Consider the following 15,556-nt stretch of genomic DNA (forward strand, 5'->3'; position numbering starts at 1 on the left):
TTCCTCCTGATTAAATGTCGTCATGATCCCCATCTACAATAATGTCGTTCAGACGACTTGAAAATTGTTCAGCTGCATTCATACCCATTCTTTTTAAACGGAAGTTCATCGCCGCAACTTCAATAATGACAGCCAGATTTCGACCTGGACGAACCGGCAGCGTAATTTTCGTAACATCTGTATCAACAATTTTCATCGTCTCTTCATCAAGTCCCAGACGATCATACTGTTTCGTCTTATCCCAGATTTCCAGATCAATGACGAGCGTGACACGTTTGTGACTGCGTACTGCACCGGCACCGAATAACGTCATCACATTAATAATGCCAAGTCCCCTGATCTCAAGTAAGTGCTCAATGAGTTCCGGTGATGAACCGATTAATGTATCCGTATCTTCCTGGCGAATTTCCACGCTGTCATCCGCTACAAGACGATGTCCGCGTTTCACCAGCTCAAGCGCTGTTTCACTCTTACCTACACCACTTTTACCAGTGATTAAGACCCCAACACCATAAATATCAACGAGCACACCATGAAGAGCAGTCGTCGGCGCAAGCTTGCTCTCAAGAAAGTTAGTCAGACGGCTTGAAAAACGCGTCGTTTTAACCGGTGTTTTCATGACCGGTACCTGATTTAGCTCAGAAGCCTCAATTAATTCCTTAGGCACTTCAATATCACGTGACAAAATAATGCCCGGTGTATTATCCGTACAAAGCTGATTCATCCGGTCCTTTCTTTCATCCGTTGAAAGAAGTTCATAAAAAGACATTTCAGTCCGTCCGAGCAATTGAATACGCTCAGCAGGATAATAGCTGAAATAACCCGCCATTTCCAGACCCGGTCTTGATATATCACTCGTTGTTACCGGGCGGTGAATGCCTTCCTCACCACTGACCAGCTCGAGTTTAAACTTCTCAATAATTTCATTCGTCGTCACTTTAGCCATAAAGAACCTCCTACCTTATCTCACATACAGTCTATTGTAGCACTTTGAAAAATGAAGCACTACATTAGAAAACCGAAACATTTTTGACAAGGTGTCTGAATGTTTGGAGATAGACGATCTTTTAAGTGCACGACCGAAACCCGCACCTCACTTATATTAAAGGAGGAACTTTTATGACAATCGTTTGTATCGATGCAGGCCACAGCTATAGCACTCCGGGTAAAAGAAGTCCGGATGGCATGAACGAGTATGCATTTAACAAAGCCGCAGCACTTGCAGCTAAAAAAATATTGCTGCGGGCAGGAGTAACTGTTTTAACACCACACCGTGATGACTACGACGTACCGCTTTCTGCGAGAACAAACCTCGCTAATGATGGACGTGCGGATTTGTTTATTTCTATACATGCAAATGCGTTTGGTGGATCAGTCTGGAATGGTGTGCAGGGGATAGAAACTTATATTCATAACCTTCATTCAAATGAGGAAAATAAATTGGCACATCATGTTCACAGTCATTTAATTAAAACGACCAAGAGACCTGACAGAGGAATTAAAAAAGCTGACTTTCACGTTCTCCGGGAAACAAAAATGCCTTCGATTCTTGTGGAATGTGGATTTATGACAAACCGACAGGAAAAGCAGCTGCTCGCAAGTGACCAGTACCGCACTTTATGCGGCGAAGCGATAGGTAGAGGCATACTTGAATTTCTGGGGAAAGCTAAAAGGATCTACTTTGTTCAGACAGGGGCATTTTTGGACCGGGATAATGCAGAAAATCAGTTGGCGGCGTTGAAAAAAGCGGGGTTTGAAGCCATTATTAAATAATGTTAATAAGCAAATTAAAAAGAAGTCTGCGCTGTGCAGACTTCTTTTTAATTTGCATTTGATACTTCTGTATTTTGTTTTCCTGAAGAAAAACGCATTTTCAGACCCAGCGCCAGAATAGCAACTGAAATCAACAGACTGATTCCACCAACACCCCAGTTAAAAATGAGCAGAATCCATTTAAACAGACCCATAATGTCAGTATTCATCGTCACCAGGGCCAGTACAACAAATAGGACACCTGTTCCAAGAAATGCAGCTCCAACCGTACTGAAACCGAACCACATGATGCGGTTAATAAACGTCTCCATCTTCCTCACCCGCCTTATGTATTTATTGTACTATACCATGATGAGAGGGTTTGGAAACATTTTATCGTGATGAGGTACGTAGAGGCGGGTCTGTCCCAGGTCTACGGTGGATATTCCAGACCTTTGAGAACAATCAATTCACGAAATAGGACACTCACGGGCAGTAATAGCGCACTCAACCCGGGTGTATCGCACCATCACCGGCTGAAATAGCGACATCACACACGAATCATGCACACTCAGTCAGGCTCAGAGGTCCGCATTAAAAACAAAACAGCCTGATGCGCTGGTCTGGGGGGGACGCGCATCAGGCTGTTTTTTATATGTGTGAATCCTGGTCACCTATTTAGACGAAATACTTAAGCGTTTGTTTCACTCTTTTTTGAATAAGATTTGACCATTACAGCTCCGGTTTTGGCATCTGCTGTAATATAGAGCTTAGATGCACCTTCACGATCTTTTCGGAAGTTCAACCTGCGCTGCATCATTTCTTCGCGTTCTTCAACATGATCCATCTGATCAAAATCAACCTTCAGTTTCCCGAAATTTGTTTTGAGCGTTCCATCAAGTGAAATGGAGTCAGGCACGTTGATTTCGATTGGTCCCGCAAGCGTCTTTGCCTCAATTCTCCGGGCAGAAGTGCTCGATGTACTGCAGACAACTTTTCCATTAACAGATTGCGCATCGATTTCATCGATTGCACCTTCTACATTTACTTTACCGTTAACTGATTCAGCTTCAATCAGATCCGCACGAGTATTTTCAACGTTAATGCCACCATTTGCAGTTTCAAGCTCTGCTTTTTCAATCAGCATGTTTGAAAGTTCAATTTTCCCGTTTGCTGTACGTACTTTAACTTTATTTACATTACCGCCTTCAGCGTGGAATTTGCCGTTGAATAATCGGATATCCCATCTTTCATAACTCGCTTTCGGCACATAAAGAACTGTATCCAGGCTCATCATTTTCAAATCAGAAATAAAGCGGAGTTTCTTGAAGTTCGTATTAAAGACTACAGAATCCTTCAGATGCTGCTTTGCTTTGAATTCATCGTCTTCCCGGTAAACTTTTACGTTACATTCCGCTCTCACGAAATCTTCATCCCAAGGACGAATAACGAGCTTCCCGTTGGCAATACTTGCTTCAATGTCAATCAGTTCAGCTTTTTCTGATTCAAAGGCATGTTTGAATTCCATTGACGGTCCCATGTTAAATTCCAGGTCCAGTCCTCTGACTTTTTCAAATGCAGTTTGGACGAAATCAGTCAGCTTATCTTTCTGTTGCTGTGTATTTCTTTTATTCTGTTCTGTTTTAAAATCAGTTGCCTTTTTCTCAACTTTACCAAACAGGTCATTGATCATTTCATCAATGTTAAATGGGAAGTCTTTTTTCTGAGAGCTGCCCTGACCGCTGGTTCCTGAGTCAGTTGACTCTTTCTCACGTGAATGACTTTGTTTCTCATAAGTCGTTTCCTGATGAGTGGAAGTTGTGCTGCTGCTTGCAGAACTCGCACTGCTGCCTGGATTCTTTTCAAGTGCTTCTAAAAGCGTTAAAGCCTCTGACGCAGTGATCGTTCCTTTTTCCACCATACTTAAAATTCTCTTGCGTTCGTTTTCCATGTATTTGACACTCTCCTTTTTGTTGAAATTGCCTCTACAATCTATTGAACGTGCTACCCTTTATACGAATGAACGGAATAAAAGTTTCATTTGATTATTAGCATGACAGATAAACGGGAAATGATAACCGGTCCTGAGGCTGATTTTTTGCTAAACCTGCAGATCGGTTTAAGCGTTGACTTTTTCGCCTGTCCGTTCAGCCATTCTATCTTCCATGCGGCTGCGATCACGGTCCAGTACCGGTTTCAGATAGCTCCCGGTATAAGATTCTTTCACTTCAGCGATCTCCTCAGGTGTACCGCATGCGAGAATAGTTCCACCACGGTCACCGCCTTCTGGTCCCAGGTCGATAATATAGTCAGACGCTTTAATAACGTCCAGATTGTGTTCGATAATTAAGACAGTATCTCCGTTATCTACAAGGCGTTGCAGGACAGTCAATAAACGTGAAATATCATCTACATGAAGACCTGTTGTCGGTTCATCCAGAATATACATTGATTTGCCGTTTGAACGTTTGTGCAGTTCTGATGCCAGTTTCACACGCTGGGCTTCACCACCGGAAAGTGTTGTAGCAGGCTGACCGAGTGTGACGTAGCCAAGTCCAACGTCCACGATCGTTTGAAGTTTACGGCTTATTTTTGGAATGTTTTCAAAAAATGAAAGTCCGTCTTCAACTGTCATCTCTAAAACATCAGCAATATTTTTACCTTTATACTTCACTTCGAGCGTTTCACGGTTATAGCGCTTGCCATGACATACTTCACAAGGTACGTAGACATCGGGCAGAAAATGCATTTCAATTTTGATAATTCCGTCCCCGCGACAGGCTTCACAGCGGCCACCTTTTACGTTAAAGCTGAAGCGGCCTTTTTTGTATCCACGCACTTTCGCTTCATTCGTCGTTGCATATACATCACGGATATCATCAAATACCCCGGTATAAGTGGCAGGATTTGAACGCGGTGTTCTGCCGATTGGAGACTGGTCAATATCAATCACTTTTTCAAGCTGATCGATTCCTTTAATTTCTTTATGCTCACCAGGTTTCACTTTAGAACGGTGCAGTTTTTGTGCAAGTGACTTATGAAGAATACTGTTAATCAGCGTACTTTTTCCTGATCCGGAAACGCCTGTGACAGATGTAAATAAACCAAGAGGAATTTTAACATCCACTTCCTTCAGGTTGTTTTCGTTGGCTCCCCTGATTTCAAGCTGGCGTTTTTTATCCGGCTTTCTGCGCTCAGCCGGCAGAGGAATAAATTTCTTACCTGATAAATATTGTCCAGTAAGTGATTTGCTGCTTTTCATCACCTGTTTTGGTGTACCGGCAGCTACAATCTCTCCTCCGTGAACACCAGCTCCGGGTCCTACATCAATTAAGTAATCCGCAGCCATCATCGTATCTTCATCGTGTTCAACAACGATAAGCGTATTGCCGATATCACGCATATTTTTAAGTGTACCAATCAGACGGTCATTATCACGCTGGTGCAGGCCGATTGAAGGTTCATCAAGAATATACAGCACACCAGTCAGCTGTGAACCGATCTGAGTTGCGAGCCGAATCCGCTGCGCTTCCCCACCGGATAATGTTCCTGCCGAACGACTGAGTGTTAAATAATCGAGACCAACGTTGATCAGGAAATTTAAACGCTCATGAATTTCACGCAGAATCAATCTGGCAATCTGCATTTCTTTTTCTGATAGCTCAAGCTGATCAAAGAATTCATTTGCTTCTTCAATTGAAAATGATGTGACATGTCCAATATGAAGATCCTGAACTTTTACAGCCAGGCTTTCACGCTTCAGACGATGCCCTTCACATGCCGGGCAGTGATGCTTCGCCATATACTTCTGCATCTGCTCACGAATATAGTCGGAGCTTGTCTCGCGGTATCGCCGCTCGACGTTGCGCATTACCCCTTCAAAGTTGATGTTATTTTCACGAACCTGTCCAAAATCGTTTTCATAGCGGAAATAAATCTTATCTTTGCCGGAACCTTTTAAAATTTTATCCATCTTTTTCTTCGGAATGTCTTTAACAGGGATATCCATATCAATATCGTAATGTTCACAGACTGCTTTCAGCATAGATGGATAATATTGTGAACTTGTCGGTTCCCAGGGCGCAATCGCATTGTCGTTCAGAGAAAGGTTCCAGTCCGGAATGACAAGCTCAAGATCCACTTCAAGCTTCGTTCCTAACCCGTCACAATCCGGACATGCACCAAACGGCGAGTTAAATGAAAACATGCGCGGCTCAAGTTCTTCTATTGAGAATCCACAAACCGGGCACGCGTGATGCTCATTAAACTTAATCTCTTCTTCACCGATTACATCTACAATGACATTACCGTCACCCAGCTTCAACGCTGCTTCAAGTGAATCTGCAAGACGGGCTTCAGCGCCTTCTTTTACCACGATTCTGTCGATGATCACTTCAATCGAATGCTTCTTATTTTTATCCAACTCGATTTCATCACTGACGTCCATCATTTCACCGTTTACCCTGATACGTACATACCCCTGCTTCTTTACATCCTCAAGAATTTTGGCATGCGTGCCTTTACGGCCTGCAACCAGTGGGGCCAGAACCTGCAGCTTCGTCCTTTCAGGATATTCATAAATGCGGTCGACCATTTGTTCAACAGTCTGAGAGGTAATCTCAATCCCATGATCCGGGCAGACAGGGCGTCCAACCCTTGCAAATAACAGTCTTAAATAATCGTAAATCTCAGTGACTGTTCCAACTGTTGAACGCGGGTTTTTACTAGTTGTTTTCTGATCAATTGAAATTGCCGGGGATAAGCCTTCAATAGTGTCAACATCCGGTTTATCCATCTGGCCAAGAAACTGTCTTGCATAAGCTGAAAGAGACTCAACATAACGTCTCTGCCCTTCAGCATATATCGTGTCAAAAGCTAGTGATGACTTACCTGATCCTGAAAGACCTGTCATCACTACGAGTTTGTCACGCGGAATTTTAATATCTATATTTTTAAGGTTATGAGCGCGGGCGCCCTGTATAATAATCTGATCTTTACCCATTGTCAGGTCATCCTTCCGCTTTCAATTCTAAAATAAGGTCGCGCAATTCAGCCGCTTTTTCAAAATCAAGCGCTCGTGCTGCTTCCTTCATTTCAATTTCCATTGATTCAATCACTTTGCCACGTTCCTTCTTAGACAGTTTCTTCATCTGTTCAGCAGGAGATACATACTCTTCTGATTCTTCAGCAGCATGCGTAGCTCTGATTACATCGCGGATCTCCTTATTAATCGTAACCGGAGTAATCCCGTGTTTTTCATTATAAGCAACCTGTTTCTCACGTCTTCTTTCAGTCTCATCCATCGCACGCTGCATGGAATCAGTTACTTTATCGGCGTACAAAATAACATGACCATTTGAGTTACGTGCCGCACGTCCAATTGTCTGAATCAGTGCACGGTCAGAACGTAAGAAGCCTTCTTTATCTGCATCCAAAATGGTGATCAGTGATACTTCAGGTATATCCAAACCTTCTCTAAGCAGGTTAATCCCGATCAGGACATCATACTTACCAATTCTAAGATCCCTGATGATCTCGATCCGCTCGAGCGTTTTTACTTCGGAATGAAGATATTGAACCTTAATGCCGATTTCTTTCAAATAATCGGTCAGGTCTTCAGACATTTTTTTGGTCAGTGTTGTAATCAGCGTCCGCTCATTTTTCTCAATTCGCTCCTGAATTTCACCGAGTAAATCATCAATCTGTCCTTCACTTGGTCTGATTTCAATCGTCGGATCAAGCAGACCGGTTGGACGGATAATCTGTTCAACCATTTCACCCGTATGTTCAATTTCATATGGACCAGGTGTTGCTGATACATATATCGCACGGTTCACATGCTTTTCAAATTCCTCAAATTTTAATGGACGGTTATCCATTGCAGACGGCAAACGGAACCCGTGATCTACAAGTACTTTCTTACGCGCCTGGTCCCCGTTATACATACCGCGGATTTGCGGAAGCGTAACGTGGGATTCATCGATGACAAGCAGGAAATCATCCGGAAAATAATCAATCAATGTATACGGTGTTGCCCCTGCTTCACGCAACGTTAAGTGTCTTGAATAGTTTTCAATCCCTGAACAGAATCCCATCTCTCTCATCATTTCCAGATCATAGCGTGTACGCTGTTCGAGACGCTGTGCTTCAAGCAAATGATCGTCCGCTCTTAAGATTTTCAACTGTTCTTCAAGCTCTATTTCAATATTTTCAATCGCTTTGCGCATTTTTTCTTCACGCGTCACGAAGTGGGATGCAGGGAAAACTGCCACGTGATCACGGTCACCAAGAATTTCGCCTGTTAGTGCATCCACCATTCTGATCCGGTCTATTTCATCTCCGAAAAACTCTACACGGATACAATGCTCATCATTTTTAGCAGGGAAAATCTCTACAACATCACCGCGCACACGGAAAGTTCCGCGCGTAAATGCAATATCATTACGCTCATACTGAATGTCAACCAGCCTTCTCAGCAGCTGATTACGTTCGATCTCCATACCCATTCTTAATGAAACAACCAATTCCTTATATTCTTCCGGCGAACCTAAACCGTAGATGCAGGAAACGGATGAAATGATGATCACGTCATCACGTTCAAATAATGAAGACGTGGCAGAGTGTCGCAGCTTATCAATTTCATCGTTGATACTCGCATCTTTTTCTATAAAAGTATCCGTCTGCGGCACATAGGCCTCAGGCTGATAATAGTCATAATAGCTGACAAAATATTCAACTGCATTATTAGGGAAAAACTCTTTAAATTCACTGTACAATTGTCCCGCAAGCGTTTTGTTATGGGCAATGACCAGCGTTGGTCTTTTTACTTCCTGCACAACATTCGAAACCGTAAAGGTCTTCCCTGTACCGGTTGCACCGAGTAATGTCTGGTGTTGCTTATTCTGTTCCAAGCCCTCTACAAGCTTCTTAATTGCAGCAGGCTGATCCCCCGCTGGCTGATATTTTGACTGCAAATCAAATTCCTGCACCATATGTGTTACGCCTCCTAAAAATAATTCCGAAAAAACCTTCTTCTATATTCATACCCTTTATGATGAAACGAAACAGGGTTTATGGCAAATTAATTGTCTCAACCAGTTTACCACCATGAGATTGAAAATGACAGCAAAAAGCGAACATACATTCTCAAAAAGCATCTTGAGCTGTTTTAACCGCTGACCCTTTCCGTTCAGGGCTGCGCTTTCCTGCCCCCGGGCGGTGAGCCTCCTCAGCTTCGCTTGCGGGGTCTCACCTGACCCTTTCCGGGGCGGGAGTCTCCGCCCTCCACTACAAGGGTCAGCTGAATTTTGTTAAAGAATTTAAATAATTCATTGGCATTTAATCATTTTTACATAACATAGTTATTCTACACACTCAGCTGATCGGAGTGGAAGGCGGTGACTCCGGAGCGATAAGCGGGACAGCTGAGACCCCGCAGCCAAAGGCGAGGAGGCTCAGCGACCGCCGCTCGGAAAGCATCCGCCTGGAGCGCAGATCAGCGGTTCTCCAGAGCGATACAGAAAAACAGCACAGAATCTATGCGATTCCGCGCTGCTTTTTGGTGTAATTTTTCATATAGCGGTTAACGTACCAGAGTCCGAGAGTCAGTGAAGCGGCATCGACGATAATGACGTACCAGCTGCCTGTGTACCCTTTGTAAGAAGACCCGGCGATCAGTGCAATTGTAAGCAGCATGGCGATCGTGCGGCTGTAGGTGATGCGGGTAAATAATACAACTAATAGTGCTGGAAGGAACATGGCCATAAGAATTTTCGTGCCCATTTAATCACCTCTCGATTCAATCATACTGAACTCATTTTGATGCTGCAATAAGGTTTTCCGTAATCTTACTTAACTCCGAATGGGGGATAAATTTCTCAGCGAGCATATCAGGTAATACTTTTTCCAGAAAAAATTCAACACTTTTCATTTCTCTGAACCTGAGGATCGTTGAAAGCGCCTCCTGATAAATCTCCAGAAAAATCGGCTCAGGATTACCTTTTTGAATCTCACCGAACGACTCATATAGCAGATCGATTTTATCAGCAACAGATAAAACGTTCCCTTCAAGCGTCCGGTCCTTCCCTTCTTTAAAACGCGCGAGGTAGATTGACTGATATTCATCAGGAAATTCTGCCAAAACGAACTTGTGCGCCATCTCTTCTTCCACTTCGCTGAACAGCCTGTTTAATTCAGACGATGCATATTTTACCGGCGTTTTAATATCTCCAGTGAAAATTTCGGGATAATCATGATTTAATGCTTTTTCATATAGATTTTTCCAATTAACTGTTTTACCGTGATGCTCTTCAACCGTTCCGAGAAATTGAGCAATTTTCGTTACTTTAAATGAATGGGCTGCTACAGTGTGTTCGTTATATTTAAACTTGCCCGGACACCTGAAAAGTTTCTCCATGTCCGATAAACTTTTAAAATAATGATGAATGCCCATCAGCTCACCCCGTTATTTTTAGCTAATCGTAGCACTAGCAGTGTAGAAAGTACAATACCTAAGATATGAATTCTTTACAAAGTGAATATGTAGATGAATTTAAAAAGGAGTAAACAACTGTCAGCTTCATCTTTTTTCCTTCACAATGAAAAAAGTTAGGTTCATTGCAGTGGAAGGCTTGGACTTCGGCTTGAGACGCGTGTACGCTGAGATCCCGCTGGCAGAGCCGCGGAGGCTTGGCACACGCCACTCGAAAAGCATCCGCCTGTAACGGAAATGAGCCGGTTACGTTAAAAACAGCCCGATTTATCAGGCTGTTTCACGTTTGCGGTCTTCTATTAAAATGAGTCCAAGCTGATAGTGCTGGCCTTCATACAATGCAGCCTGCGTGTAGCGTACTTCGCCTGCATGATTGAGTACTTCCAGCTTACAATGGGCACGGCTTTTCTGAACCGCTTCATAGAATTCCCGCTCATTTTTAACGATCTCACCATTTACTTTATGAATCATTTCGCCTCGCATCAGTCCCATTTTTGCTGCAGGTGTGCCTGGGAGGACATCAATGATCATGACACCTCTTTCACCATTCATAAAATGATAGCCTGACCTTCTGCAAATTGCACGGGTTTTCAGCATGATGAATAATCTGCCGGCGAACGCAATGCCAAAAGCTGCAAATATTAAGTACGGCGCCCAAAATGCACCAGCTGCAATGACTGTTGACAGGACACCGAGCCAGATTACCTGTGCACCATTCACTTTTAATATACTGCCTGGCAGGTCATGAACGACTGTTAATTGATAACCTAACACTGCCGGAAGAATCATGAGTGAGAATGAATCACCAACCGCGATCAGTGGCCACCAGCCTGTTTCGCTGATCAGTCCATCAGGCACAGGAACCAGAAGCGGTACAAGCCATATTCTTTTTGTGAAAAATGCACCTGCTTTCAATCCGCGCGGCGTTCTGATCAAGCGAGGAGACGTCTGCCGGACCGCATTTAGCTGGATCAACAGCCCTTCTGCAATTAAAAGCAGTCCCATGATGATACCTGCAGTTATAAAAGCTACAGGCAGATCAGGGATCCATTCTGGCAGTGTAATACCCGAATACCCGAGCCCATAAATTGCAGCTAATACCAGCGGAAAGATAAATCCTGCTGATAACAGCCTGAACTGGCCGCTTCCTGTGAACAGAATCATCAATACACTCACTGCATAGATCCAGAATACTTCAAGAACCAGACCTGAACCGCTGATCACAGCGGATAACAAAAGGCCGATTACTAAAGAAAGTCCTAAAAAGCTGAGTATTTCTATGTACCACGGTTTTACCGCTGTTCTTACATCACGTCGTTCCCTTTTTAATCTTGCAGCCCCTGCGATGATGGCGGCTGCCAATGCAATCATCAATACCGGATTCATGATTCCTGATACTAGTGCACCCGGCAATTCATTGAGCCAATTACTGAACATACGATCCCCCCGGTCAAAAACAAATTCTTCTATTTATTGTATCAGACCTGAGGGAATCGCTATATAGGAATTTTGCCGGTAAATGTCCGGGAACTTCAAGCTAACATCTCACCTTAATGTCTCGCGATAAATTCGATCGCTGATTGAAGCTGATGATCATGGTTCGGATTTTTCTTATATAGTTCAAGCGTGGATTCCAGCTTTTTTAACGTTGACGTATTAACTTCCCCTGTCTCTTTTAAACGGGACTTCTTCTGGAATTCCTGGATCGCTTTTTCAGTTTGAGCACTGAAGTAGCCGTCTGTACGATCGATTTTATAACCCAGACCATCCAGGAGCCTTTGAAGTGAAGCAACCCGTTCATCATTCATTCCTTTTTTAAGTACGATCGAAGACTGAACAGGCGACAGCTCAAAAACTTCCGGCTGTACGACTTCGAGTGTAGGCTGAATACCTTTGCGGTGAATCCAGCGTTTATCAGGGGTCAGCCATTTAGAAACCGTCAGCTTCATCTGACTGCCGTCTCCAAGCTCAAGCGACTGCTGAACAGTTCCTTTGCCAAATGATTTTGTGCCAATCAGCGTATAACCTTCCACTTCATACATCGCTGCAGCGAGGATTTCTGAAGCAGACGCACTGCCTTCATCAATAAGCACCACAACCGGATATTCTTTTTTATCTTTCGCAGCTGAGGTGAGCGCTTCACGTTTACCGGAGCGTTCTTCCACATACATAAACGGTTTTTTATCAGTAATAAAATTCCCAAGCACTTCCTCAACGCTTGACAATAAACCACCAGGGTTCCCGCGGACATCGAGAATCAGCCCCGACAGTTCCTCTTTTTCCAGTTCATCCAAAGCAGTTTTCACATCTTTTCCTGTACCCTCACCGAACGTTTTGATTTCTATGTACCCGGCCTTTGCACCGTCCCGTTCATATAATTGGTGAGCGACTGTTTCTACAGGGATATCATCCCGAACCACATTGATCGTTAAGGACTTTTCAGATTCACCTCTTTTAATGCCAAGCTGAACACGGCTTCCTTTAGGACCTCTGATTTTTGACGTTAAATCGTAAATCGTAAGACCGGCAATCTCTTCATTATCGACGTGAGTGATGACATCATTCGGCTTTAGCCCCGCAGTCTCAGCAGGCGATTCCTTCAGCGGAGCAACAATGATAAATTCCCCATCCTGCTGCGTAATTTCTGCGCCAATTCCGCTAAATGAAGAATCAAGGGAGTCATGAAATTGTTTTGTTGCCTGCTCATCCATATACACAGAGTATGGATCACCGAGTGCAGCTACCATACCTTTTAGCGCACCATCAAGTAACTTTTTTTCATCCACATTTTCAACATAGCTTTCCTGAATCATTTGCTGCGCTTTTTCAATTTTAGACCGCTCCACTGAAACTTCTTCAGGAACACGTTTCACAATAAAACGATCTGCACTATAATAAACGCCGGCTCCTAATACCATACATAGTAGGATCATCAGTGCTTTTTTCACCAGCTTCCCCCTCCCTGTTAAACATTATGAAGCTGTATTTTCACTTAGAAGTGCATTCACTTTCTTTTCAAGCTGCTGTGCAGTGACCGGACCGAAGAACGTTTCATAGATCCTGCCATCAGGCGTAATCACGACTGTGATCGGAATCGTAAATATCCGAAAAACCTTCTGAAGATCACCATCCTCATCCAATGCAATCGGAAAATTAATCTGGTGATCATCGATGAAATTAAACGCTGACTCTTTCTTAAATTCCTCTTTTGTCAGATTGACACCAATCAAATTAATATCGGGATGGTCACGCGTAAATTTCTTCAGTTCAGGCATCTCTTCAATACAAGGCGGACACCAGCTCGTCCAGAAATTAAGTATCAGAGGCTTCCCGGAAAAATCCTGCTTAGTAAGTTCAGTACCATCCTGCATGGCCAGTATAAAATCCGGCGCTTCATTTAATTCTAAAGTCTGCATCACTGGTTCATATTCAGGACCCGGCTCTGCACTGATCAGAAAAAACACCCCTGCACAACACATTACAGCAAATACCCATCCAGCCATTCTCACCCTCTGCACCATCATACGCCGCCCCTCCTCGGAGGAGTATATGAATGAATCGTAATTGATTATGTCTGGTAATTTTTTAGTGCAGGTTGAATGTGATTTCCATTATTTATGCAGCACACTAGGGACGGAGTTAAGTGATTCATTTTTAGAATGATTCTAAAAGTGTCGCAGTTAACTCCGTCCCCACTGTGCCGCTCAATAAAAAAACTCCCAAACCAAAGTTTGGGAGTCTGCTAGATTAGAATGAGATATATTTACGCGGGTTAACAGCGTTTGACTTAGATCCGTTCCACTGTCCTTCGTGAATTTCGAAGTGAAGGTGAGATCCGAATGAAAATCCTGTGTTACCCATACCGCCGATATATTGACCTTTTTCTACATACTGGCCATTAGATACGCCGATACTGCTTAAGTGAGCATATACTGTTGTGAAAGTCTGTCCATTAATGTTGTGTGTAATTAAGATCATGTTACCGTAGCCGCCGTTATTACCTGATGATGCTTCAACAACGTAACCGCCAGCTGCTGCAACGATTGATGATCCTGTTCCATTTGCAACATCAATTCCATAGTGATATCTTGGCTTGCCGTTCAGAATGTCATAACCGAATTCAGTTGTGATTCTTCCGCTTGCAGGATTAACCCAGTCTCCAGCTGATACTGGTGCACTTGCCTGTGGTGCAGGTGCAGGTGTCGAAGCACTGCTTGAACTGCTTGACGACGATCTGCTTGTTTGTGAAGCAGCTGCTGCTTCTGCACGTGCTGCTGCCTCGGCTTCTGCTGCGGCCGCTTCTGCTGCTGCGGCTCTCTCTGCCTCTGCTTTACGCTGACGCTCAAGTTCTTTCTGGCGCTCGATTTCACGCTGTCTTGCAAGTTCAGCAAGACGTTCCTGTTCAGCAACAATGCGGTCTTCTACATCTGCTGCAAGGTTTTTAAGTTCTCCGTCTTTTTCTTTGAGCTTGGATTTTTCATCTTCAAGCTCTGCCTGTTTTGCTTCAAGTTCTTCCATAAGAGAATTCTTGTCTGCTTTTTGAGAATCAAGATCAGCTTTTAAGCCGTCAAGCTCAGCTTTTTGAGCTTCAAGTTCAGCAAGCTGCTGCTTCACTTCTTCTTCTTTTTGCTCAAGAGATACTTTATCCTGGTGCTGTTCTTCCATGATTTTACGGTCAGCTGATACTAATGTGTTAACAGCTGAGAAACGGTCGATAAAGTCACCGAAGTTTTCAGCTCCCAGCAGTACATCAACATAGTCTACTGAACCGCCTGTAAGCTGAATCGCACGTGCGCGTTCTTCAAGAAGCGCCGTACGCTCTTCAATCTTTATTTTTAATTCTTCAATTTCTCCGCGAAGCTTTGCGATGTGCGCATTAGTCTCATCAATCTGACCAGCTACGCCATTGATTTTATCAGTTGTATCTTCAATTTTACTATCAAGCTTTTTAATTTCAGCAGTTACTTTCTCCTGCTCTTTTACAATCTTTTCAATGCGGTTATTGGTAGTGCTGATTTCACCGCTGACTTCTTCTCTTTGATTCTCAATTGATGAACGTTCTTCTTTTAAGTTGTCTAATGATTCAGCAGAAGCTGTGTTAAGTGCAGGTATGCTGCTTGCAATTAATGCTGCTGCTAATGACAGGCTGACGAATGACTTTTTCACAAATATTGTTCTCCCTTCGAATCTAGCATTTCTTTTTTCTCTGTAAAAATTGGCTGTTGATTTCCGCTTCAGGCGGACGCTTTCCGCATGGACGGCGGTGAGCCTCCTCGTGCTTCGCACTGCGGGGTCTCACCTGTCCGTCGTTCA

The 15,556-nt window shown here is 43.6% G+C and carries 12 protein-coding genes; 1 reads left to right on the top strand and 11 read right to left on the bottom strand.

Features of this window, described 5'->3' with window-relative positions:
- Positions 1 to 10: 10 nt before the first annotated feature.
- Positions 11 to 946, bottom strand: a complete 936-nt coding sequence (gene hprK, locus E2626_RS00755; RefSeq protein ID WP_134378628.1) for an HPr(Ser) kinase/phosphatase — start codon at positions 944 to 946, stop codon at positions 11 to 13.
- Positions 947 to 1,119: 173 nt separating this feature from the next.
- On the opposite strand from hprK, the gene E2626_RS00760 reads away from it, so the two are divergent.
- Positions 1,120 to 1,773, top strand: coding sequence for an N-acetylmuramoyl-L-alanine amidase (locus E2626_RS00760; protein WP_134378630.1), 654 nt, complete (start codon positions 1,120 to 1,122; stop codon positions 1,771 to 1,773).
- A gap of 47 nt (positions 1,774 to 1,820) precedes the next feature.
- Here E2626_RS00760 and E2626_RS00765 read toward each other — a convergent pair whose 3' ends face one another.
- From E2626_RS00765 to E2626_RS00810, 10 genes are all read right to left on the bottom strand, one after another.
- The gene (locus E2626_RS00765; RefSeq protein ID WP_134378632.1) at positions 1,821 to 2,084 is read right to left on the bottom strand and encodes a hypothetical protein; all 264 of its coding nucleotides are present in this window, start codon (positions 2,082 to 2,084) and stop codon (positions 1,821 to 1,823) included.
- A 359-nt stretch (positions 2,085 to 2,443) separates the two neighbouring features.
- Positions 2,444 to 3,703: a DUF4097 family beta strand repeat-containing protein gene (locus E2626_RS00770; protein ID WP_134378634.1), complete on the bottom strand. Its 1,260-nt coding sequence runs from the start codon at positions 3,701 to 3,703 to the stop codon at positions 2,444 to 2,446.
- A 168-nt stretch (positions 3,704 to 3,871) separates the two neighbouring features.
- Entirely contained in the window at positions 3,872 to 6,754 is a 2,883-nt protein-coding gene (gene uvrA, locus E2626_RS00775) for an excinuclease ABC subunit UvrA (RefSeq protein WP_134378636.1), read from the bottom strand.
- A gap of 7 nt (positions 6,755 to 6,761) precedes the next feature.
- Positions 6,762 to 8,744 (bottom strand): excinuclease ABC subunit UvrB, encoded by a 1,983-nt coding sequence (gene uvrB, locus E2626_RS00780; RefSeq protein WP_134378638.1) that lies wholly within the window; start codon positions 8,742 to 8,744, stop codon positions 6,762 to 6,764.
- 544 nt (positions 8,745 to 9,288) lie between these two features.
- Entirely contained in the window at positions 9,289 to 9,534 is a 246-nt protein-coding gene (locus E2626_RS00785) for a CsbA family protein (protein WP_134378640.1), read from the bottom strand.
- Positions 9,535 to 9,565: 31 nt separating this feature from the next.
- On the bottom strand, positions 9,566 to 10,204 hold the full coding sequence (locus E2626_RS00790) for an HD domain-containing protein (protein WP_134378642.1): 639 nt from the start codon (positions 10,202 to 10,204) through the stop codon (positions 9,566 to 9,568).
- A gap of 309 nt (positions 10,205 to 10,513) precedes the next feature.
- The gene (locus E2626_RS00795; RefSeq protein ID WP_134378644.1) at positions 10,514 to 11,680 is read right to left on the bottom strand and encodes a PDZ domain-containing protein; all 1,167 of its coding nucleotides are present in this window, start codon (positions 11,678 to 11,680) and stop codon (positions 10,514 to 10,516) included.
- Positions 11,681 to 11,793: 113 nt separating this feature from the next.
- On the bottom strand, positions 11,794 to 13,191 hold the full coding sequence (locus E2626_RS00800) for a S41 family peptidase (RefSeq protein ID WP_134378646.1): 1,398 nt from the start codon (positions 13,189 to 13,191) through the stop codon (positions 11,794 to 11,796).
- Positions 13,192 to 13,215: 24 nt separating this feature from the next.
- Positions 13,216 to 13,767 (bottom strand): TlpA family protein disulfide reductase, encoded by a 552-nt coding sequence (locus E2626_RS00805; protein ID WP_134378648.1) that lies wholly within the window; start codon positions 13,765 to 13,767, stop codon positions 13,216 to 13,218.
- A gap of 223 nt (positions 13,768 to 13,990) precedes the next feature.
- Positions 13,991 to 15,409, bottom strand: coding sequence for a murein hydrolase activator EnvC family protein (locus E2626_RS00810; protein ID WP_134378650.1), 1,419 nt, complete (start codon positions 15,407 to 15,409; stop codon positions 13,991 to 13,993).
- Positions 15,410 to 15,556: the final 147 nt, after the last annotated feature.

It is taken from the genome of Jeotgalibacillus salarius (assembly GCF_004405125.1).
Lineage (GTDB): Bacteria > Bacillota > Bacilli > Bacillales > Jeotgalibacillaceae > Jeotgalibacillus > Jeotgalibacillus salarius.